Annotated in this window: 21 protein-coding genes; 1 reads left to right on the plus strand and 20 read right to left on the minus strand. The window is 42.6% G+C overall.

Features of this window, described 5'->3' with window-relative positions:
- Positions 1-14: 14 nt before the first annotated feature.
- From ftsH to pth, 17 genes are all read right to left on the minus strand, one after another.
- Positions 15-1,964 carry an ATP-dependent zinc metalloprotease FtsH gene (ftsH, locus tag BUB11_RS00105; protein ID WP_073026876.1) on the minus strand — a complete coding sequence of 650 codons (1,950 nt, stop codon included), beginning with the start codon at positions 1,962-1,964 and terminating at the stop codon, positions 15-17.
- Between the two features lie 77 nt (positions 1,965-2,041).
- A complete protein-coding gene (gene tilS, locus BUB11_RS00110; protein ID WP_073026878.1) occupies positions 2,042-3,499 on the minus strand; it encodes a tRNA lysidine(34) synthetase TilS in 1,458 nt (485 codons plus the stop codon).
- Between the two features lie 286 nt (positions 3,500-3,785).
- Entirely contained in the window at positions 3,786-5,546 is a 1,761-nt protein-coding gene (locus BUB11_RS00115) for a formate--tetrahydrofolate ligase (RefSeq protein WP_073026880.1), read from the minus strand.
- A gap of 340 nt (positions 5,547-5,886) precedes the next feature.
- On the minus strand, positions 5,887-7,971 hold the full coding sequence (locus tag BUB11_RS00120; RefSeq protein WP_073026882.1) for a SpoIIE family protein phosphatase: 2,085 nt from the start codon (positions 7,969-7,971) through the stop codon (positions 5,887-5,889).
- Positions 7,972-8,254: 283 nt separating this feature from the next.
- Positions 8,255-8,644, minus strand: coding sequence for a S1 RNA-binding domain-containing protein (locus BUB11_RS00125; RefSeq protein ID WP_073026884.1), 390 nt, complete (start codon positions 8,642-8,644; stop codon positions 8,255-8,257).
- A 100-nt stretch (positions 8,645-8,744) separates the two neighbouring features.
- Entirely contained in the window at positions 8,745-9,056 is a 312-nt protein-coding gene (locus BUB11_RS00130; RefSeq protein WP_073026886.1) for an FtsB family cell division protein, read from the minus strand.
- Positions 9,031-9,273, minus strand: a complete 243-nt coding sequence (locus BUB11_RS00135; protein ID WP_073026887.1) for a sigma factor-like helix-turn-helix DNA-binding protein — start codon at positions 9,271-9,273, stop codon at positions 9,031-9,033. The genes BUB11_RS00130 and BUB11_RS00135 overlap by 26 nt, the downstream gene beginning before the upstream one ends.
- A gap of 147 nt (positions 9,274-9,420) precedes the next feature.
- Positions 9,421-9,927: a spore cortex biosynthesis protein YabQ gene (gene yabQ / locus BUB11_RS28995; protein WP_073026888.1), complete on the minus strand. Its 507-nt coding sequence runs from the start codon at positions 9,925-9,927 to the stop codon at positions 9,421-9,423.
- A gap of 55 nt (positions 9,928-9,982) precedes the next feature.
- Positions 9,983-10,261: a sporulation protein YabP gene (gene yabP / locus BUB11_RS00145; RefSeq protein WP_073026889.1), complete on the minus strand. Its 279-nt coding sequence runs from the start codon at positions 10,259-10,261 to the stop codon at positions 9,983-9,985.
- 321 nt (positions 10,262-10,582) lie between these two features.
- Positions 10,583-10,846 (minus strand): RNA-binding S4 domain-containing protein, encoded by a 264-nt coding sequence (locus tag BUB11_RS00150; RefSeq protein ID WP_073026890.1) that lies wholly within the window; start codon positions 10,844-10,846, stop codon positions 10,583-10,585.
- Between the two features lie 96 nt (positions 10,847-10,942).
- Entirely contained in the window at positions 10,943-11,218 is a 276-nt protein-coding gene (locus BUB11_RS00155) for an HU family DNA-binding protein (RefSeq protein WP_045574054.1), read from the minus strand.
- Positions 11,219-11,302: 84 nt separating this feature from the next.
- Positions 11,303-12,757 carry a bifunctional methyltransferase/pyrophosphohydrolase YabN gene (yabN, locus tag BUB11_RS00160; protein WP_073026891.1) on the minus strand — a complete coding sequence of 485 codons (1,455 nt, stop codon included), beginning with the start codon at positions 12,755-12,757 and terminating at the stop codon, positions 11,303-11,305.
- Positions 12,758-12,930: 173 nt separating this feature from the next.
- On the minus strand, positions 12,931-13,491 hold the full coding sequence (gene spoVT / locus BUB11_RS00165) for a stage V sporulation protein T (protein WP_073026892.1): 561 nt from the start codon (positions 13,489-13,491) through the stop codon (positions 12,931-12,933).
- Positions 13,492-13,655: 164 nt separating this feature from the next.
- Positions 13,656-14,552: a peptidylprolyl isomerase gene (locus BUB11_RS00170; RefSeq protein ID WP_242947451.1), complete on the minus strand. Its 897-nt coding sequence runs from the start codon at positions 14,550-14,552 to the stop codon at positions 13,656-13,658.
- 84 nt (positions 14,553-14,636) lie between these two features.
- The gene (gene mfd, locus BUB11_RS00175) at positions 14,637-18,179 is read right to left on the minus strand and encodes a transcription-repair coupling factor (RefSeq protein WP_073026894.1); all 3,543 of its coding nucleotides are present in this window, start codon (positions 18,177-18,179) and stop codon (positions 14,637-14,639) included.
- Positions 18,180-18,327: 148 nt separating this feature from the next.
- On the minus strand, positions 18,328-18,504 hold the full coding sequence (locus BUB11_RS27700) for a hypothetical protein (protein WP_200797847.1): 177 nt from the start codon (positions 18,502-18,504) through the stop codon (positions 18,328-18,330).
- Positions 18,505-18,563: 59 nt separating this feature from the next.
- Entirely contained in the window at positions 18,564-19,121 is a 558-nt protein-coding gene (gene pth, locus BUB11_RS00180) for an aminoacyl-tRNA hydrolase (protein WP_073026895.1), read from the minus strand.
- A 92-nt stretch (positions 19,122-19,213) separates the two neighbouring features.
- Between pth and BUB11_RS00185 the strand changes: the two genes are divergently transcribed.
- Complete coding sequence (locus BUB11_RS00185) at positions 19,214-19,933, plus strand: PRC-barrel domain-containing protein (RefSeq protein ID WP_073026896.1); 720 nt, start codon at positions 19,214-19,216, stop codon at positions 19,931-19,933.
- A gap of 111 nt (positions 19,934-20,044) precedes the next feature.
- Here BUB11_RS00185 and BUB11_RS00190 read toward each other — a convergent pair whose 3' ends face one another.
- The 3 genes from BUB11_RS00190 to spoVG all read right to left on the minus strand — a co-directional run bounded on the left by BUB11_RS00190 (position 20,045) and on the right by spoVG (position 22,896).
- Positions 20,045-20,986: a ribose-phosphate diphosphokinase gene (locus tag BUB11_RS00190; RefSeq protein ID WP_073026897.1), complete on the minus strand. Its 942-nt coding sequence runs from the start codon at positions 20,984-20,986 to the stop codon at positions 20,045-20,047.
- A 15-nt stretch (positions 20,987-21,001) separates the two neighbouring features.
- Positions 21,002-22,363, minus strand: coding sequence for a bifunctional UDP-N-acetylglucosamine diphosphorylase/glucosamine-1-phosphate N-acetyltransferase GlmU (gene glmU, locus BUB11_RS00195; RefSeq protein WP_073026898.1), 1,362 nt, complete (start codon positions 22,361-22,363; stop codon positions 21,002-21,004).
- A 278-nt stretch (positions 22,364-22,641) separates the two neighbouring features.
- Complete coding sequence (gene spoVG, locus BUB11_RS00200) at positions 22,642-22,896, minus strand: septation regulator SpoVG (RefSeq protein ID WP_007777981.1); 255 nt, start codon at positions 22,894-22,896, stop codon at positions 22,642-22,644.
- Between the last annotated feature and the right edge of the window lie 73 nt (positions 22,897-22,969).

Below are 22,969 nucleotides of genomic sequence, written 5' to 3' on the forward strand. Positions count from 1 at the left end.
GAAACTCTTTCTAACTATTGAATTTTATCTAACTCTTTTTCCATTATTTGGCCAGGCAACTCAGTATCTTGCTTAGTTTTAGTTTCTGTACTATCTAATGGACCTTCAACAGCCTTTTCCAGAGTTACCGTGCCTTCGGCTTGTTTGCCTGCCTCAGGATTAGGATCAAATTTAGCCATCAGTGCTGCGAAATCTTTGACATCAAGGGTTTCTTTCTCCATTAATGCTTCAGCTATGGCATGGAGTTTTTCGATATTTTGCTCAATCAGATCTTGAGCCTTCTGATAGCAACCATCGATAATGCGTCGAGCCTCTTTATCAATCGAATATGCCACAGCATCACTGTAACTGCGATCTCGCGAAATATCTCTGCCTAGGAAGACTTGCTCTTCTTTGTGCCCAAAGGTTAGTGGACCTAATTCCTCGGACATGCCCAATTCAGTAATCATTTTTCGAATAATCCCCGTGGCCCGCTCTAAGTCATTAGATGCACCAGTACTAATTTCATGAAGTACCACCGCTTCAGAGACGCGTCCACCAAGTAACATAACTACTTGGTCCAGCAGTTGGGATTTAGTCATATAATTACGGTCTTCTTTCGGAAGAAGAAGGGTATAACCCCCTGCCCGTCCACGCGGGATAATGGAAACCTTGTGTAAGGGGTCCGTATGAGTGAGGAGCTCTCCTAACAAAGCGTGCCCTGCTTCATGATAGGAAACCAGTTTTCTCTCAAATGGACTTATTACACGACTCTTCTTCTCGGGCCCTGCAATAACTCGTTCTATCGAATCTTCCACCGACTGCTGCTTAATTTGGGTTTCGCTGCGACGAGCAGAAAGAAGTGCCGCTTCATTTAACAGATTTGCTAAGTCTGCCCCAGTGAAGCCTGATGTTTGACGAGCAATAACCTGAAGGTCAACATCTTCCTTCATCGGCTTACCTTTAGCATGAACTTTAAGGATTTCTTCACGTCCTCTGACATCCGGAACATCGACAATTACTTGCCGGTCAAAACGACCCGGACGCAAGAGTGCCGGATCAAGTACATCCGCTCTATTGGTTGCCGCAATGATGATAACCCCATCATTGCCATTAAATCCATCCATTTCTACAAGAAGCTGGTTAAGAGTCTGTTCCCGCTCATCATGTCCGCCGCCTAAGCCTGCTCCCCGTTGCCGTCCCACAGCATCAATCTCGTCAATAAATACAATGCAAGGAGCATTTTTCTTGGCCTGTTCAAACAAATCCCGAACTCGAGAAGCCCCAACCCCTACGAACATTTCCACAAAATCTGAGCCGCTGATGCTAAAGAATGGTACACCTGCTTCTCCAGAGACAGCGCGTGCAAGCAAAGTCTTGCCTGTTCCAGGAGGTCCGAACAGCAGTACACCAGTAGGGATCTTAGCCCCTAATTCATGAAACTTCTTCGGCATCTTCAAGAATTCAACTACTTCTTGAAGCTCCTCTTTAACCTCATCAGCACCTGCAACATCTGCAAATGTCACTTTTTTCTTATCTTCCCCAACCAGGCGTGCTTTGCTTTTTCCGAATTGCATGACTCGGTTTCCACCACCCTGGCTTTGCTGCATCATAAAGAAGAACAAACCAACGATGACAATAATAGGCAACATTGTGGTTAGCAGTCCTACCCACCACGGTGTCTTTGGAGGCTCTTCTATGACAAAAGACGGAACGTGCGCGGATAAATCTGTGGTAAGTTGTGGGTCTGAGGCAAGTCCAATCACCTCGTGTTTTTCATCATCCTTCATTGTGACGGAATATTTAGTTGAATTGTTTTCAACAACAGCAACAACACTTTTAACCTGATCCGCTACTACTGCCTTTTTAAAAGCGTTATAATCTAAACCAATCTCTTTACTAACGGGAGGGGTCGACCACTTTATTAGCATTATCGCCATGAGAATTATTAGTATATAAATTGCCGCATTCTTAAAGACCTTCAAATATGGTCCTCCTCTCTAGTTAGGAAGCTGCTTCACCGAGAAGCAATTCTTCATATTATACCATGGGGTATTGCGTTTTACAATGAATTCAAATTAGAACACCCGCTCAGTGATGTGAGAATACAATACATTTTTTCGTCATCATAATCGCCATTATACAGTCCGCTTTGGCGAACCCCGGGAATCCATAGAACTTCTGTCCCTATGGCGATCAAAGGCACGCAGTTTCTCTCTTTATCGGCTATTTTTGCTTCCTGAAAAACCTTTTTAAGAGGCTTATGTCCTACACCCTTAAACCACATTCTGTCCCCTTCCCGCCTTACACGACATACCAAGGATTGCTCAGAAGTGCGAGTCAATAGGCCACGACTAAAAACCGCTATCTTGTTCTCACATCTATCACTATAATTTGGCGTAGAACGATTCCATTCTTTAAATAAGCCAATAGCCATTTTTAAGCCAGAAATTTCAGTCCATTGCCCCACGACTAAAGGTATATCTAAGTTTAATCCCCGCTGTTCGCTTAAAGCATCCATTAACCCGTCATTTTGTCTGCTATTGATATGCGAAGGGCTAAACTGCAAACCCACTTCTGAGATCTTAACCCTCAAACCTGGCAAATCCTGAACCCAACCGAGCTTACCCTGAGAGGACATAATCTTTGCAACATAGGCAAAACCAAGTCCACGGGGTTCTTGGGTGACCTGCATAGCCGCCTTACGCAACAGACGGGAAAGAATAGCAGCGGGCTCCTCGAAAACGTCTAGGCTTAAGCAGATAGTTCCCTCAGAGTTTTTATAATGATACCGTTTCCAGGCGGCCTCCACCTGCTGGTCAAAATATTCTTCATCCCAACGCAAAAGTTCTCCTGTTCGTCCCAAGGCTTCCTGAATACGAGAATTGTAGCTCCTCTCTAATTCTGGTAGCAAATCTAAGCGAATTCGATTGCGTACATAAACCAGTTCTTCATTCGAGCGATCAAGGGCATATGGAACTGCTTCACTCTCACAATAATTCAGGATATCTGCTTTTGTAAAGGTTAACAAAGGGCGAATAATTGAGCCTTTACTAGGATACATTCCCGCTAAACCCGCTGTTCCGCTTCCTCTCAGCAACCTGAAAAGAATGGTTTCTGCTTGGTCTCCTAGGTGATGAGCAGTGGCTAGAAGCAAGCACCCTTCCTTTGCCATATCCTCTTTCCAGCGAGAGTAGCGCCATTCCCGCGCAGCTTCTTGGAAGGATTGACCCATAGTCTTAGCGTATTGTTTAGCATCAAAACGATGTATTAGACAAGGCACATTCCACTTCTTTGCCATCTGTCGAACTAAGTCCGCTTCTTCATCCGACTCTTTTCGAACCCCGTGATGGACATGGGTTAATACTAGCGAAATCCCTCTGCAGCTTTCCTCTTGTACATACCTCCAAAGAATATGACTTAATGCCATTGAGTCGGGCCCTCCGGATACTGCAACCATAACTCTAGCTTCAGAAGGAATTAATTGGGGCAGTATGAATTTGCGCAATTTCTCGTACATCTTGCGCCCCCTTTCAGATCGGTTGCAGGCGGTGTCCTTTGTACACTGATGGCTGGCTATGACTCAAACAAAGATGTTCTAGATTAGAGCATGCCAATGCATACATTATGTGTCAATAGTTATATCTTCCACTGAAAGAACTCGTTTCAAACCTGCCAACTCAACTAGTTTATCACTTTATCCAAAAACAAACACGCCTTTTTTCTGGTTTCATTTGGCAGAATTGAAAAGGCCCTGATTGCTCAGGGCCTAAACCTTATATTCCGTAATCTAGTTTCCAATCATTTTAGAACAATCCGCTTACTTTACCCGTCTTGGTATCAACGTCAATTCTTCTGTAAGCGGGGTCTGAACTTGTACCAGGCATCAAACTGATTGTTCCGGCCATTGGGCAAAGGAATTTCGCTCCGCCATATACTAAGATATCACGAATCGGCAATCTCCAGCCTGTTGGCACACCTTTCAGAGTGGGATCATGGGACAAACTCAAATGGGTTTTAACCATCATGGTGGAGAAATCAGCATAATATGGATCTGATTCAAATCTCTTAGCTTTAGCTTCTGCCTCAGGTGACCAATCTACGCCGTCTGCCCCATAAACTTCTTTAGCGATAAGCTCAACGCGTTCACGCAACGGCATTTCCAATGGATAGAGGCATTTGAATTGAGATTCTTCTGAGCAAGCATCCATAACAGTATCTGCTAATTCTAAAGCGCCATCTCCACCGCTGAGCCAGTGATCAGAATGAGCACAACGAGCTCCTGCATCCCTGACAATTTTCTTAATTAAGTCAATCTCTGCTTGGGTGTCTGTGTAGAAACCGTTAATGCAGACAACTGGAACAATTCCAGACTTTTTAATAATTCCAAGGTGGTGAAGCAGGTTAGCGCAACCCTTTTCAACCAGTTCAAGATTTTCTTGGGTGTACTCTTCAGGTAATGGACGACCCGGTACGACTGCAGGTCCGCCGCCATGCATTTTTAGAGCACGGATAGTTGCTACGAGAACGGAAACATCCGGTTTTAAACCGCCCAAACGAGCTTTAACATTCCAGAATTTCTCAAATCCGATATCTGCTGCGAATCCGCTTTCCGTAACATGATAATCAAACATTTTGAGACCAACCCGATCCGCAATAATGGATGATTGCCCAATAGCAATATTAGCAAACGGACCAGCATGAACCATGACAGGTTGACCTTCAGCTGTGTAACAAATTGTTGGATTAATCGTGTTACGCATCCAAGCAGTCATAGCGCCATCGACTTCTAAGTCCTTAGAGGTAACAGGTTGACCGGTTTTACTATAAGCAACGATAATTTTGCCAATCCGCTCTCTGAGATCCGGAAGATCTTTAGCGACAGCCAAAATTGCCATTAACTCAGATCCAACAGCAATCCCGAATTTAGATGTCATTTGGAAGCCATCTTTTTTACCGCCAATACCAATGATAATATTTCTCAGGCCTTGAGCTGCATAATCGATTACCCAGCCCATTTCAACATTCTTAGGATCGATGTCCAAGCGTTTCAAGCCACGCTTAGCAAGCTCTTCATCTGTATAGTTTGCTTCATGCTGCATCCGAGCATTAAGGGCAACCATGCAGAGATTATGGGCATTCATGATATCATTTATATCACCAGTGAGTCCTAGGGAAAACTCAGTCATAGGAATCAAGAGAGCATTCCCGCCACCAGCAGCGGTACCCTTAATATTCATCGTTGGGCCGCCAGACGGTTGCCGAACTGCGCCACCAACGTTCTTGCCTCTCTTAGCAAGTCCTTCGATGAGACCCAGAGTCGTCGTAGTTTTTCCTTCACCGAGCGGCGTTGGAGTAATAGCTGTTACTTCAATATATTTACCATCGGGTTTATCTCCAAGGCGCTCCATCATTTTTAGAAAGTCTACTTTTGGTGTTTTTCCGTATGGGATTATTTCTTCTTTTCTGAGTGACAACGTTTCGATTAATTGTTCCACAGTAGGCATGTTTTTTTCGGCCTCTTCGGCGATTTGCCAGTCCTTAAGTTTGGTTGCATCCCAAGCCATTTTTAAATCCGCTCCCTTAATTAAATTTCTACTTTCCCGTAACTTAGAAAAGGAAAGCTTACCCGCACCATTAGTTAAACTATTATTAAAGCGTAGGTCTATACTTCAATATTACTAATCAAACGTGATTAGTATATCCACAAACGTATTTTTAATATAAAAATACCTCCGAGGTTATATTTCCTAAACTTAACTTTTTGGAATTTTCGGTTTAACAAACTCCCGGTGCTGGGCATTTTCAGATTTGATTACAATAGTTTGATTCGACACGCATTTCTGATATCCTTCTTTAAACCTAATCTTTTAAGGCAAGTTTCTCACATCTTAAATTTTTCCGCAATTATTGATTCCAAAAGTTTTTTCTAATGACCAAAACTATTCCATCATCATCTAAAGTCCCTCCGCTCAAACGGCGGGCTTCCTGTCCAATTAGATCTGCAATTTCTTGAGATTTATCTAAGGGCGTTTTCTCTAAATAGTCTTTGATCCAATCCGTTCCTTCCTTCAAGACATCTTGAACCCCATCCGTCAATAAAACCAAGGCTTCCCCGCTCTGCATTTCCAATTCAATAACAGGAGTGTCAATCTGGTTTAAAATTCCCGCAGGAAGGCTTGAAGATTCAATAACTTTTACTCCATCTTGACCGATTAAATAGGAGGGCGAGGCCCCCACTTTAATTAACTTTAAGTTAGTGGACTCTAAATCAAGAATTGCCATATCAATTGTAACGAAACTTTCTTCGGGAGAACGCAATACCAAAATCGAATTCAGGGCTTGGATCGCACCTTCAGGTTTGAACCCTGTTGTCAGGAGTTGCTCAAGGAGGGTTAATGCCGTCGCGCTCATTTTGGCTGCATTTTCCCCAACACCCATACCATCACTTAAAACAAAGGCATGTTCCTTTGTGGAATAAGCAATAGAAGCATAATTATCCCCGCTCATTCCATTTCCGGTTTTCGTAAATGTTGTTATCCCCACATCAAGAAAAAAGCGGCGACGACGGGCTAAATTCGATGGTTTTACTACTTCCCAGTTATGCTGTGTATGAAGTTCCTTAGCCAGGTTTCCTATGACCTGCGAAACATTTAGAAATTGGCGAGACAATGCTTCTTGATTAAGAAGCAAGCGGCGACGCCATGTTTCTTGGTTCTTCTCTTGCTCAATGATAAACTGCACTCCCAATAGCATCTCTTTTAATCTCCCGCAATGACGTTTCCATTCGATGGGTAAGGCCTGTAACTTTACGTCTGTTTGCTTTTCGACCAATCCAAAAAGTTCAAAGAAAATATGGTATGTTTTATAAAACTCTCGGTTCCAACATACATCCATTGTTGGGCAAGAATGACATACACGCTCAACCAGAACATTCATTAATTCTGGAACTTCTGGACGTATCTCAAATGATTCTACCTCTGCCGCTTGATAACTTAAGGCTATTTGATCGAAAATCTCTGACAATGCTTTGACTTTGGAAACCGTGGTCTCGACCTCTGGAATTACCTTAGGTTTTAAGAAATCTTTTTCCGGGGTTGCTCCTGGCCATATTAAAAAGAGGAAAAGACCCACTGTAGAGGAAATGAGCTGCGAATATATTGCCTCCTGCCGTAAAAAGACGGTAAGTATCAGCATCACCGAAATAAAAGCGGTCCCGATTCCCAGTTTACCTAACCGCCGAAAAGCCCCCGTGCAAAAACCGGCTAATCCGTATATTCCAGCATCTATGAGATTCTGAGTATTTACCGATAATTGAGGCATAAAACCAAGTAATGCTCCTACACCCGCAGCCGTCCCTGCTCCGTAACGTTCCGATACAAATAACGTAAAGAAACTCAATAGGACGATTGGGAAATTGATTCCCATAACCTGAACCCCTTGAAGACCGCTAATTACACCAATAAGAATGAAAAGCCAAGCAATTCCTTGTTCATTCTGGAACTCCCCACTCCAAATGGGCTCTTGATGACATAAAGCAAACCAAAAAATAATTGAGCAACCTCCAGAAATTATCCCCTGAAGTGCAACTATAAGAAATGCATATAGATCAGGATTTGCGAAGCTAATAGAAAGAGAAGGGACTAGTGCTGTCATCAAAGTCGTTATGGCAACTAAAAAAATCCCCTGATGCTTCTTTTTACGCAAAGAAGGCACAATCACCATTAAAGCGGCTAACATAGCCACACCCTGTAAAGTGAAAGATATGTCGTTCAATGAAATCATACCCAATAGAATACCCAGCAAACCAAAAGGAAACCCTTTTTCTCCTCTCAGTATCAAGGCTGCTCCGAACGCTACCCCAAAGGGATGTAACCCAAATATGCTTCCTCGCGCCAACACTCCCCCTAGTATTAAAGGAAGAAACGCACTTTCAATTGAAATCCTGCTTCGCAGACCTTGATCCAGTTTTAATGTTGCCCATTCTGCCATAACGTCACCTCTTAACCATTTATTGGAAACATTATAACGCAAATTATTGGCAAAGCTTGTCTAGTAAAGTCAATAAAGCACAGCAACTTTCGACGTTGTTCACAGTAAATCTCACTAAAATCTCGCTATAACACTATGGGCCTGATAAATATGCCAGCATTTTTATTTTTTGAAATAAAAATGCGTGCTGTCGCACGCGCTCAAATCAGTTATCCACAAATTAATAATTTTATACTTTCCTGTACAAGTACAATAAAAAAACCGCCTTTCCGGCGGTTATGTTCTAGTATCTGCTTGATCCTCTGCCTCCACGTTTAGAGTCTGTGGCCCGACGGAATTCAGTCTGACGTTCATCACTGTCTTTTATAAACTTAGCCAATTTATCCTCAAAGGACACTGTTGGCGGAAGACGGCGTTCACGACTCACATTGCGAACAGGGGGATTTGCTTGTTTAATTGAGAGTCCGATTTTTCCCTTTTCATCAACGTGAATGACCTTAACTTTTACATGATCTTGTTCCTTTAAGTAATCTCGAACGTCCTTGACATAGGCATCAGCGACTTCCGAGATATGTACAAGTCCGGTGATTCTATCCGGTAATTCAATAAATGCCCCAAAGTTCGTGATCCCTGTTACGACACCTTCAACAATACTGCCAACGTCAATGGCCATACGAAGCAAACTCCTCCTTGTGATGATCTATCTATACTTACTCTATATTATATGCAGTACATTTCATGCCTGTCAAGGTTAAGTAGACTAATGTGGCGTACTAATTCTTGGGAGAAATGAGAATTTCGCCTTGTTTAACAAGACCTAGCTGTTCTCGGGCTAACTGTTCGATGTAACTTGGTGTATTCAACCGAGTAATCTCATCATTAAGAATCTTTTCCTGTTGAAGTAATTTGGTCTTTTCTTGATTCAATTGAGCTAGTTGATCCTCAACCCGAGTTCGGAGTTTCCATATCTGCCAAGCTGAGCTCCCAACTATCGCCATGAGCACCACCAAAACAAGAATAGAACTGCGACGAATTCGGACCCTTTGGCGATTTTTTGGGTTACTCTTCAGACGAGCCCTCTTCATCCAATTCCTCTCCTCCTATACCAAGTTCCCCGCCCGGAATGATACAGACAATTTCATACCCTTTACTTCTTGCGCGGGTTAATAGAGTCGCGACCGAACTCTGACTGAGATGAAGTCGTTTTGCGATGTCTTCCAGCGACTTTCCACTTTCTTTGAGAATCACTGCTTGGCGTTCCCGAAAACTAAGTTTTTCCAAGCCTCGAATTTCTAGTTGCACTGTGGCACGCCCTTGCTTAAAAGTTATCCACAAATTGTGGATAGATTGTGGACATATCACCTACAATCTGTCTACAAACCGTTTACAAACCAACGGGTAATTCCATTATAGCACTCAGTATTAAGGAATCAAGACCTCTGGAAAATTTTAACCATTCGTTCTTGGTGGTAGAAGCCCCTTCCACCAATTTCTGAGCCTTCTTTTAACACGTCTGGCTCGCTTAAGAAGAATAACTTCTCCAATTCTATAAAGAAGCAAACTCAACCAGTGCAATATCGCATAAGGGGGTCTCATTATGATTACCAAACCCCTAATCGGAATCTTGATGCTTCTGTGAATAAGTTTTGCAAGATAGGATATCAGTCTGTAGAATCCGAAACAAGCACGTAACGTAAAAACACTAAATATTTTCAGATACAGCCCTAAGCCCAGCAGGCTTCCCCAAATAATGTAAAAGCGGAAGTCTAGCGCGTTAGCTCTTTCAAAAAAGTAAAAAAGAATTACTATAGAAATTAAAGAAAAAATCACATCCCCTATAAAGGTTAAAATTTGTCCAAAGTCTTGCCAGCGACGAAAAGAGCGATATAAGTCAAAAACCAAACCGACGGTTGCTCCAGCGAGGATTACCCAAAAGAAAGTCTCGAATTCTGAGATTGTTCTTCCTCCTCTCTTTCTTAACTCTTCAAGCTATGGAGGAATCGTTCGCTTTTCAACGAAACACACGGTTCAAAAATCCTCGACGCGCAGCATTGCTAGAACTTCGGTGATAAATCAAAGCACCAACTGACCCTTGAAGATCCACTAAACCTTCCTCAAGATTGAGCAATTTAATGCCTAACTGATCTCCTTTGACACTCAATATCCCAAGTTCTGTTTCCAGAACAATTTCCTTGGGGTCAAAGGACTGAACTTTTAGTATCCCTGTCAATTCAATAAGTTCCCGATTCTGCATGACAAGGCGATGTCCCTTGGCAACTTTATCGACCATGCCCCATCCCCCTAACTCTTTTTCTTCATATAACCCTATTCAGCTGGCCTGTACTTTAGACATCTTGGGAGTTAGTTTCTTAGAGCGTACTTAGAGTACCTACCGATTTCAGTCAAAACCCGCTCTCTAAGCTTAGTTCCTCCCTCCGGACAGTAATCCTTAACAGTTCGTGAGTTAAGGTCACTGAGGCATTGTTTGCGCCTCTTACGCAATGATACTGGGCTGGAGTGTACGTCTAGTGAAAAGCAATCCAGAAAATGTGCACGACCCTCAACTTAATTTTGGTGAAACCCAGGTATATAAAAAAACAGAGTCTTTTACTTAAGACTCTGCCTTTCGTTCATCTCGAATCAATTCGTAGAGTGTCTGCGCTTCGTTAGCTTTTATACTGTTCGGAGTCGATAACACTTGGACTTCAATCACACGATTTGCAAACTCCAGAGTGATACGGTCCCCTGGCTTGACATCTGCCGAGGGTTTAGCGACTTTTCCGTTAATTGAAATTTTTTCTCCCACACAAACATCTTTAGCAACCGTTCGACGCTTAATGAGTCGAGATACTTTTAAATATTTATCAATTCGCATACCAACCCCGCCTTAAAATCTCAAATAGTTAAACTTTCACAGATATACAAAGTCAGGTTCCAGAATGGAACCTGACTTTATCACCAGTCCGAAGACTCATTTTTGTACCGCGTCCTTGAGAGCTTTACCTGCCTTAAAGCCGGGTACCTTAGCCGCAGGAATTTGGATTTCTTCCTTCGTTTGTGGGTTTCTTCCAGTCCGTGCTGCACGATCTTTAACTTCGAATGTCCCAAAACCAACTAGTTGGACTTTTTCACTTTGTGCCAACGATTCCTCGATCACTTCAAAAACAGCTTTTACTGCTTTTTCAGCATCCTTCTTGGACATGTCGGCCTTCTCCGCAACTGCGCTAACTAATTCAGCCTTATTCAAAATGAGTCCCTCCTAAATAACTGATCTACTACGTAAATTATATTTCGCGATAAATAACCAATCTCCTGCTTTTTTTAGATTATATTACACCTTATTGCCACTTTTTTCTTGGGATTTTGCTTTTTCCCAAAAAATATCCATTTCATCAAGGGAAAGTTGCCCAAAATCCACATCATTTTTCTCGCTTAATTCAACCATTTTTAGGAAACGTTTCTGAAACTTATGTATAGTGTCCCTTAAAACCTCTTCAGTATCAAGCTTTAAAAATCTAGCGAGATTAACGATGGAGAACAATAAATCACCTAGTTCTTCACGGATCCCAATCCCATCAGTTAAAGCACCCTCCAGCTCTTGTAATTCCTCTTTAACCTTACCCCAAGGCCCCTCGATATCTGACCAGTCAAACCCTGTCTTGGCAACTCTGCGTTGAGTTGACGCGGCCCACATAAGTGACGGCAACCCCTTGGGATCATTAAAGAAGTCTCTTCTCTTATCGCTCTCCTTCTCTTTCAGCTTAATTCTATCCCAAGTAAGGATGACATCATCTGCAGTTTCAGCCTGCTCTTCGCCGAAAACATGGGGATGCCTGCGAATCATTTTTTGAATAACCCCGCGCAATACATCTTGAAGTTCAAAAATACTGGCCTCAGTAGCGATCTGAGCATGAAAAACTACTTGCAATAATAAGTCTCCCAACTCTTCACACAAATTATACATATCTTTTTTTTCGATTGCTTCAAGAACTTCATAGCTTTCTTCAATCAGATATTGCTTTAACGTATCATGTGTTTGTTCTCTATCCCATGCACACCCTCCTTCTGCACGCAAAGTCCTCATAACTTTCACCAACTTATAAAAAGAGATAACCTCTGAGTTGGGAGGCAAAACAATCGTCGTTAAATGATCGAAGTCTCCATGGTCCATCTCGTAAAGCGGAAGCTTGTCCACGTGTTCTAATTTAGTTCCCAAAGCCTGGACTACATATACCCATGCATCATCTGGATAGGCATTCATAAGATCTAATTTGACCTCTGAGGCGATTAACTTATTATAAACTTGAGGAATAACAAGCCATTCCCGCCCTGTTAGTTCAACATCTTTGAGGGCATCATAGTTTCGTATTGACACTCCATCGATAGGGTCGAACTTCAAGACTCTGAAAATCTCATCCACAAAGCTCATCGCCGGATGAATCACAACGTTATATTCTGGAGCAAGTCTTTCCGCAATAAGTTGTACGGTCCTTTCTGCAACCATGGGATGACCCGGTACTGTATAGATGACCTCAGCCCTCTTTTTTAATTCGTTACGTAATTGCTCTGTGATCTTTTCATATACCGCCTCAAAGGAAGTTTCTGCAGCATAGATTTCATCAAATGATTCGACACTTACACCCTCAGCCATTAATTCTTGAACGCAAGGATGCTGGGCTGTACGCGCAAAGATTTTCTTTGCACTGCATATACGCCGATAGTTTCCAAGGGTTAGCTGGTCTAGGCCGGCAGGACCTAACCCAATTACATGAAGACACGCAGACATTTAGGTATCACCTCCTAAAATAGTTTACCACAAACTGCCTAACGGGTATAGAAAGGAAGAGTGGCTGGGACATTCGAAATTAGAGTACCACCGTGGACGGCAAGGCGCCCCAACTGTCGAGTATAAAAAATAAAGCGGCAGGACCGCTTTATTATGTATTGCTTTGCTAATGTTTATTGTTCCATCTGCTTTGCTAAGAAACCTGCGGCAGTTTCAACTAACTTGACCTCCAATTCACCCATCTTCATATTTAAATCTTTGGACATTAGGATCACTGCACCTATTGGATCTCCTTGTGAAATAATCGGTGCAACAACTTCACTGGTAACCTTACAATCTTCATCCTCATTTTCAGGGCAACTTTTACAGGAGGTATGTTCTCCTGCAACGCCTATTTGAATAGTTTTTCTTTCTTCCATAGCTTGTTCAATAGCTGGTCCTATCGCTTTATTTAGATACTCTTTCTTTGACGCACCCGCGACTGCAATGATCGTATCTCTGTCTGCGATACAAGTAATATGCCCAGTAGCTTCGAATAAAGAATCAGCATATTCCTTTGCAAACTCTCCCAATTCACGGATAGGAGAATATTTCTTTAATATTACTTCCCCTTCCCGATCCACAAAAATCTCTAACGGATCTCCTTCTCGAATACGAAGAGTCCGACGAATTTCTTTTGGAATAACGACACGACCGAGGTCATCAATTCTTCTTACTATACCTGTTGCTTTCATAGACGTACATTCCTCCTTTTGTCGTTCCCGAAAACATATTTCGTCTTGTCCTTTTGCGAGCTAAATTCAATGATAGTATATATCTAGACTTTGCCAATTATTCATTATTTTCCAAGGTAAAATATAAGAAGGCATTTTCTAAATGCCCTCTTACGTTCGTTTTATTAACTTTCTGGCTTATATCCTTGAGAATACTCTATTTTTGCATTTTTACGAAGGTCGTCAAAATACGTCTGAAACTTGGTGTCTTTTGCCTGATTTAATGCGTCTTGCCCCACTTGATCTTTCACCTTCGCGAAGTCTGGTGATGACGCCTGTGTGTGAGCTTCAACCTTGATAACATGATAACCAAATTCTGTTTTTACAGGAGCTGTCGAAAAGGTACCCACTTCTTGAGCAAAGGCTGCAGCTTCAAATTCAGGAACCATTTTCCCTTTAGTAAACGTTCCCAGATCACCGCCAGACTCGTTTGCCCCGGGCTCAATGGACTTTTCTTTCGCAAGTTGTTCGAAATTAACTCCCGTGCTAAGTTGCGCTATAATTGCCTTAGCTTCATCTTCGGTTTTAACCAAAACATGCCGTGCTTTTACACTTTCGGGCTGACTGTAATACGAAATATTTTGATCATAAAAATTCTTTATATCATCATCGCTCACCTTCACCTCACTAGTGACCTTCTCATATACTGCCAAAAAATTCCTTAATTGAGGTTCTGTCATACCCTGCTGTACCAGTGTATCTTGAAATGTTGTTTCATCGCCCATATTCTTTTTAATAATATCTTCTTGCTCTTTTACTTTGGCATCCTCCGGATCAAGTCCAAGCTTCTTAACCTCTTGAGCAATCAGTTCCCCTTCTATCATACGATCTAATAATTGGTTTTTGATTTGAGGCAATGCTTGCTTTCCTTGATCAGTGTCAAATTTCATACCTTGTTTTTCATAAATTTTTTGTGCTTCAGTAACGCGGGCATCATAATCTTTTACTAAAATCGAACTTTCGTTAACTTTAACAGCCCATTTACCGCCAACCAGCGAAGAGCACCCCGTGGTCACAAACATCAACGCCAGGACTCCATAAATTAACCCCACGCGGGACTTTTTCAATATAGACACACCCTTTCAATTAGACATGGGAATAGTATATCAAGGAGTTGTCCTTGAAGCAATGTCGCAAAATGTCGAAAGTACCCTGTGGACAGCCTTAATAGCCACTTCTTGGTCAAGCGTACGGATACGAACCTTGCACTCTAGATTTCCATTTTGCATAGTTCTAAACGACAATGGATAGGGGGAAGCTGAAGCTGCAGACATCAAATGTTCTCCCGTTAGGAAATTGATATTTGCCAAGAAACGAAGGCTGACATTTTGTTTGGCTTGTTGGATTTGTTCGATTTTCAACGAACTTGCCAGTAATTTTATTCGAATAATTTCAATCAGATGCTCGACTTCACGTGGAGGGGTTCCAAAACGATCCAACAGTTCATCCACCATCTCACTGAGTTGATCCTCATTTCGCACCATAGCCAGCCTTTGGTATAATGATGCCTTGGTTTGATTATCCGCAACGTAGGCATCCGGCAAGAAGGCATCAACTTGAAGCTCAATGCTCGGCTCGACAATCTCTTCGAGCTTTTCTCCACGGAGTTCCTGGACCGCTTCCTTGAGCATCTGACTATACATTTCAAATCCTACTGCAGATAAATGCCCATGCTGCTGAGCGCCAATTAAGTTCCCTGCACCACGAATCTCTAAATCACGCATGGCGATTTTGAATCCCGCTCCAAACTCTGTAAATTCTCGTATTGCCGCCAGACGTTTTTCTGCAATTTCCGTGAGAACCTTTTGAGGTTTATATAAAAGATACGTATACGCTTTACGATTGGAACGCCCGACGCGCCCTCGCAGTTGATAGAGTTGAGACAACCCGAAACGATCAGCTTCATCGATAATCAGAGTATTCGCGTTGGGCATATCAAGGCCTGTTTCGATAATAGTGGTGGAGACTAAAACATCCATCTCGTGTTCTAAAAAATCTAGCATAACCCGTTCCAATTCTCTCTCACGCATTTGTCCGTGGGCAACCCCGAACCTCGCTTCAGGAACTAATTGACTCAAGAAATTAGTAACCTTGTCCATATCCTCAACTCGATTATGAACATAAAACACTTGCCCTCCGCGTTGGATCTCACGCCGTATTGCCTCGCGTACCACATCGGCTCTAAATTCAGTAACGTACGTTTGCACAGGATAACGACCTTCGGGCGGGGTCTCAATGACACTCATATCTCTAACGCCCACGAGCGACATATGTAAAGTTCTCGGGATCGGAGTTGCAGACAATGTCAATACATCCACATTCCCCTTTAACGTTTTTAACTTTTCCTTGTGCGCAACCCCAAAACGTTGCTCCTCGTCGATTACCAATAAGCCTAAATCACTAAATTTAACTACTTCTGAGAGAATGCGATGCGTCCCAACAATAACATCAATTCGCCCTTCCTTTAGGCCCTGAATTATTTCCTTTTGCTCTTTCTGAGAACGGAAACGACTCAGCATTTCGATGGTAATCGGATACCCGATAAAACGTTCTTTGAAAGTATTAAAATGTTGCTGAGCCAAAATAGTTGTAGGAACAAGTACCGCCACTTGCTTGCTGTCCATCACAGCTTTAAAGGCTGCCCGAAGGGCAACTTCGGTTTTACCGTACCCCACATCTCCACAGAGTAACCGATCCATGGGACGTGAGCGCATCATATCTTTTTTCACATCTTCAATACTCTGAATTTGATCCGGGGTTTCAACATAAGGAAACTTCTCCTCAAATTCAGTTTGCCAGACATTATCTTGAGAAAAAGCAAAACCTTGGACGGCCTCCCTTTGAGCATATAACTTTACCAAATCAATAGCCATTTCCTTGACAGCACTTCGCGTTTTCCGCTTAACTTTATACCACTCAGATCCCCCGAGTTTATAAAGCTTAGGCAGGGTTTCACCAGCACTCCCTAAATACTTCTGCAGGAGATGCAACTGATCTAAAGGAACATAGAGTCGGTCTTCCCCGGCATAGCGAATTCCAAAATAGTCTTTAGCTATACCGCCCACTTCCAGCCGCTCTATGCCAGTAAATTGACCGATTCCATGATGGACATGCACCACAAAGTCCCCGGGTTTAAGGTCCGCAATAAATATATTCTTTTGGGCAGGAGCACTAGGCTTCTTGCCAATCGCCTTACTCTCTCGTTTATAGATTTCTGTCTCGGTAAGAATAACTAGTTTGCCGAGCGGCAACTCAAATCCTTGATCAAGCGAAAATGGATAGATATAAACATTTCCTTCCTCAATCGGATCCAGAAGTTCCTTACGAGATGCTGTCACTCCACGATCCTTTAAGCCCTGAATTAATCGTTCAACATGATCTTCATCCCCGACAAATAATGCTACCACATTGCCGGCATCCTTACGATGTACAATCTCATCAACCAATTTACTTGTCTTTCCCATGAAACCCGTTAACGGTCGAGCGTTAAGGTTAAATATCCTCTTCGGAGAAAGCCCAGGAGCCTGCCTCAACAGAGTTGAAAGCCCAATCAAGGGGTGATGTTCACCATGCTTTAATAACTCCTCGTAGACAATAAATTGCGACTCGGGATGAACAACTCCCTCACCGTTTTCCAATTGCTGCGTAAATTCAAGTAAGCGTTCATTGGCCTGAAACTCTAATTGTTCCTTTAAACGAAGCGGCTCATCTAAAACCACAAAATGGTCGTCAGTAAGATATGAGAAAAATGGAACGAGCGGAGTATTTACTAAGCTTAAGAAGGGATAAACATTTTCGTCTAAAATACCCTGTTCAAGTCGTTCCACTAATAAATCAACTTTATTTTGTAATCGTTCAGCAGCTACTTTTCTCCCCGAACGTTGAAGACGACCTGTTGTTTTACGAGCTTCCGCCCGAATTGCAAAGCGCATTTCTCCAAGTTCTTCCTTAGTTACGATATATTCCATAGCTGGAGATATCAAGACCTTATTCTGGGAACTGGTTGATTTCTGCGTTCCCAAATCAAAGGTTCGAATGGAATCAACTTCATCATCGAAAAACTCAATCCGCACCGCTTCCCCATCCAAGGGGGCAATGTCCAAGATCCCTCCTCTTAAGGCAAACTGACCTTGCCCTTCAACCGTCTCGATCCGTTCGTACCCTCCAGTAGTTAATAAAGACAGCACTTCAGACAAGTTATATTTTTGCCCTATTTCAAAGGCGAGTGTAAATTTTTTCCATCTATCGACTGAAAATAACCGTCGTTCTACAGCGAGAACAGAGGCAACCACAGTACACTTCCGATCGTGAGCCAGCTGATTTAAAACACGAATTCTTTCTGCGGTTGTTTCTCTGCTTTTGCCCAATATTTCAAATGGAAGCCATTCCGTTGTCGGCAGATGCAGAATGGTTTGATCATTACACCAAGTACGCAAATCATTGGCCCACTTTTGAGCCTGCTCCTCCGAATAAGTTAAAATCAACCCTGGTTTAGACTTTTGGAAAAGCTGAGCGACAAAGGCTGCCTTTTGGCTTCCCGTTAAATCATAAATCATTTGGGGCCACTCTCCATGGCTTAAGGACTGATTAATCTCCTTAATATCGAGCCCCCGACGAAGATAACTGTGAATAGTATTCAAAATGTCCATCCTTTCGGGTAATTAAAAAGATGAACGTCCGTATGGCCCCCCATTCGCCTGCCCCTAAAGCCAAAATAAGGGTCACGGCGGCGTTCATCGATATTGATCCCGGTCTAGTCATTGCTTGCCATTTTAAAGACCAATGCCAAGCCTTCCATTAATGATATACGTTACAAGGCTCTGTTTTCATGTCATTAAGACAATCTGTACAAAGCGCGTATGCCACGTTTCCAATGATATCCATTATAGGATCCGTGTTATTGCTGGTCAAGTCATCTAACTCAATCTCTCCGATAATTCGATCACAAGCATGGCAGACTTTAAATATTTTCATCCTGTAATCACCTCCCTTTGCTAGTAGAATTACCCCTAGCACAGGAGGTTATACTCAACCTAACGATGGTATAAGTTCATAGCCCGCTCAAATTCCCCTTTAATCCATAAATAGCTCGCCTTTTCCGCACGCCCTAATACATCATCTAACAAAGCAAATTCATCTTCCACGAAGGGAGCGAGCACGTAGCGTGCCGGGTCCCACTCTTTTGGCGGACGACCTATCCCCAACTTCAGCCGCCATAATTTTTCCGATCCTAATTCCGCTTGAATGGATTTGATTCCGTTATGTCCACCTGCACTTCCCTGATCACGCAGACGGATTTTGCCAAGCGGCAAATCCATATCATCTTGAACTATTAATACATCCTCTTGAGCAATTTTGTAAAAATGAATAAGCTCACTCACCGAACGGCCGCTCAAATTCATAAATGTTTGAGGCTTTAAAAGAAATAGCCGTTCCCCCTCAATATTCCCCTCTGCCAATAATCCCTGAAACTTTGCACGAAATTGCAACTTATGAACTTCTGCCAGCAGATCAACCAGCAAGAAACCAATATTATGGCGCGTCTCTTCATATTGAGAGCCGGGGTTCCCAAGACCAACAATAACCTTCATTCTAATCACCTCCAAAGCATATTCATTCGATGCAGTGAATACATTCTTTTAAGAATAGAAAACGGATCAAGACTAAATAAAGGGGGTGAACTATGAAACCCAGCCGTAAATTCTTGTCATTACCTATCATTTCCCTTCAGGAAGGGCAACAACTAGGGTATGTAAAAAGCCTAATTCTAAATGCTGGTACAAAGTCCCTTGCTGCAATCGTCGTAGACCCTAAAGGCTTTTTTAAGGATCAGCGCATTATCCCCTATTCTAAAGTTGTCAGCGTAGGCGATGACGCAATTACCATTGACAAGGAATCTCACGTTGAAAAGTCCTCCAGCTTACCTGAATTGTTAGATTTGGTCAAAGAAAAACTGACCATTATCGGAACAAAAATGGTCACGGAAACAGGAAAAACCCTTGGAACTGCCGACGAATACTACGTCGATCCAAGTACCGGAAAAATAACTCAAATCGAAATCTCAGGTGGTAAACTCGAAGGATTTCTAAATGGTAAGGCATGGATTTCAGCAGAATACATTACTACGATCGGCCATGATGTTATTGTAATCCAAAAAGGAAGCGAAAATGCACTAACCGTGTCTGACAAAGGACTCAGTGATTCATTTAAAAATCTGATTCACACAACATCTAACCTGGCCTCAGAAACAACTCACACCATCAGTAATTACTTTAAGAAAGAAAGAGTTAAACCTCAACCTGCTCCAGAGAAGGCTGCCATCATCTTTCCTGAAACCGAAGGTATCTCACCCACTGAACAGACTGTTTCTAAAATACCTACAACTAAAGACCCCCTGGGGTAACACCCCGGGGGCCTTTTTTACACTAATCAGAAACGTAACTCTCTGGAAGCATAAGTCCTTGGCCGCAAGGACACTCGACCATCCAATGGGCTTGAGGCCAGCAAGTTCTCTTTAGCTGAAAAGTTTGCTCACCGAAAGATCCTCATGAATGCGAACAATAGCCTCACCTAAGAGTGGAGCAACGGATAATACTTTAATCTGAGGAATTACTTTCTCTTGGGTTAAGGGAATCGTATTCGTCACAACGAGCTCCCGAATAACAGAATTAGCTAAACGTTCGACAGCAGGTCCGGATAATACCGGGTGAGTACAACAGGCATATACTTCCTTCGCGCCTCGATCAACAAGAGCTTGGGCCCCTTGGGTAATAGTTCCTGCCGTATCGATTATGTCGTCAATCATAATCACGGTTTTGCCCTTCAGCTCGCCAATGACATGCATTATTTCGGAAACATTGGCTTCCGGTCTCCGCTTATCAATAATAGCAAGCGTAGCGCCAATTCGTTCAGCCAGGTCTCTGGCGCGTGTAACTCCACCTAAATCAGGAGAAACAACACAAATGTTTTCCAGGCCTTTTTCTCTAAAATATTCTGCCAGAATTGGGACACCAGGCAAGTGATCAAGCGGGATATCAAAAAATCCTTGGATTGCTGGAGCGTGTAAGTCCATTGTTACCACACGATCCGCTCCCGCGGTTGTAATTAGATTTGCCATCAGCTTTGCCGTAATGGGATCACGAGCTCTGGTCTTGCGCTCTTGACGAGCATAACCGTAATATGGCATCACTGCAGTAATACGACGCGCTGAAGCCCTGCGAATAGCATCAATCATAATTAATAATTCCATGATGTTATCATTCGTGGGATGGCAGGTAGGTTGAACAACATAAATATCCGCCCCCCGAACGCTTTCATCTATGGCAAGACAAGTCTCTCCGTCTTGGAAACGTTTAATCTTTGCTTCACCTAGCGGTACTCCCAAATAGTCTACAATTTCTTGTGCCAATGGACGATTAGCATTCCCACAAAAAATTTTAAATTCTTTTGCTGCCATGCCTCTTTCTGCCCCCTATTTTATCTTTTCGCGATGCCAATTTTCCTTGACCACTTGTTGACTCCGTTCAACGACCAAGGCCTTTGCTGGAACATTCTTTGTAATAGTAGATCCAGCACCCGTAACGGCATATTCCCCCACTTCAAGTGGAGCAACTAAATTTGTATTACTGCCGATGAAAGCATGATCTCCAATTTTAGTGTGATGTTTGTTAACCCCGTCATAGTTACAGGTAATTGTGCCCGCTCCAATATTCGCGGATTTCCCAACATGTGTGTCTCCAATATAACTCAAATGGGGAATTTTTGCCCCCATTTCAACCCAACTGTTTTTGATTTCAACGAAGTCCCCTACTTTTACTCTTGCATCCAGTTTTGTGCCTGGTCTTAAATAGCTAAAAGGACCAATATGACAACATTCTCCGATCACCGCATCTCTGGCAACAGAGAAGGTTACTTCAGAACCGCGTCCAACCGTACAATTCTCTATATTTGTCTGGGGACCGATCACTGAATCCTCTTCGATCTTTGTTTTCCCCACTAACCTTGTAAATGGCAGAATCGTAACGTCTTGAGCCAATATTACTTCTGCATCGATAAAGGTTGAGGCGGGATCTACAATCGTAACTCCTTCAGACATCCAATGCTCCAGAATGTTTTTCCGAACAATTCCTTCAGCTTCAGCTAATTGACCTCGACTATTAATTCCTAATGCTTCTTGGGAGTTCACAGTACGATACGTCAATACTTTTTTTTCATGCTTTAGTAAAACATCAAAAACTTCCGTTAAATAGTATTCCCCTTGTGCGTTCTGAGTAGTAATTTTTGTCAGAGCATCTCTAAGTGCAGACCCCTTGAAACAATATGTTCCAGTGTTAATCTCCTTAATTTCCCGTTCATCTGGCGCAGCATCCTTTTCCTCGACAATTCTAACGAGTTTCTCACCCTTTTTAATAATCCTACCGTAACCAAAGGGTTGTTCCATATAGGATGTTAAGACTGTTGCGCTAGCCCCTTGCGCTTGATGCAACTTAACAAGTTCATTTAGAGTCTCAGATTTGAGCAACGGTTGATCCCCGCTTAAGACAAGAACGGTCTGTTCACCCTCTAAATAAGGCATAGCTTGCAGAACAGCATGCCCAGTACCAAGCTGTTCTGTCTGAACGACAATCTCCGCTCGATTCTCTATAAGGGCTTCAACACCCTCTCGACCATGCCCTACGATAACTAGGGAGCGGTCAACTCCAGCTCGGCCCACTATATCTAAGACATGTTCAATGAGAGTTTTTCCAGCCAATGAATGCATGACTTTCGGCAACTTAGATTTCATTCTTGTGCCTTTTCCTGCCGCCATGATCACCGCTACCAAATTAGACATAATCTAATTCGCCTCCAGCTCTAGTTTAACCTCTACTTATTTTATATACCCGTAAAGTATAACTTTCGGATGGCATAAGCGCAACTAAGATTTCATTAGCCGTTTTTATACCTAAAAATTGTTTATTCGCCAAATTAGGAAAGAATCCTTTTTTATTAGGCAGAAAGTATTAAAGATGCTTTATCAAAAATTTCCTTTAACCTAAGTTTTTAGGCGTGCTAAAAGAGACCTAACTGCAAGGTCCCCTTTAGCACGCCTAAAATATCTAAATAAGCTCTTCAAATAGCTTCTTGATAAGCTTTCAAAACAGCAGTTTGAATTACTTCTCGTGCAACAGCTGAAATGGGATGGGCGATATCACGAAATTCCCCTTCAGGAGTTTTACGGCTAGGCATCGCTACAAAAATACCATTCATACCCTCAACGACTTTGACATCATGGACGACAAAAGCATTATCAAAGGTTACCGAGACCACCGCTTTCATCTTTCCTTCTGTATTAATCTTCCGAACCCGCACATCGGTAATATTCATTATGAATTCACCACCCTTCCACTTTCCGGGGCTATTCATAATAATATTCTCTGTATGGTAAAAAAATCCTGCT

The organism is Desulfosporosinus lacus DSM 15449 (assembly GCF_900129935.1).
Taxonomy (GTDB): domain Bacteria; phylum Bacillota; class Desulfitobacteriia; order Desulfitobacteriales; family Desulfitobacteriaceae; genus Desulfosporosinus; species Desulfosporosinus lacus.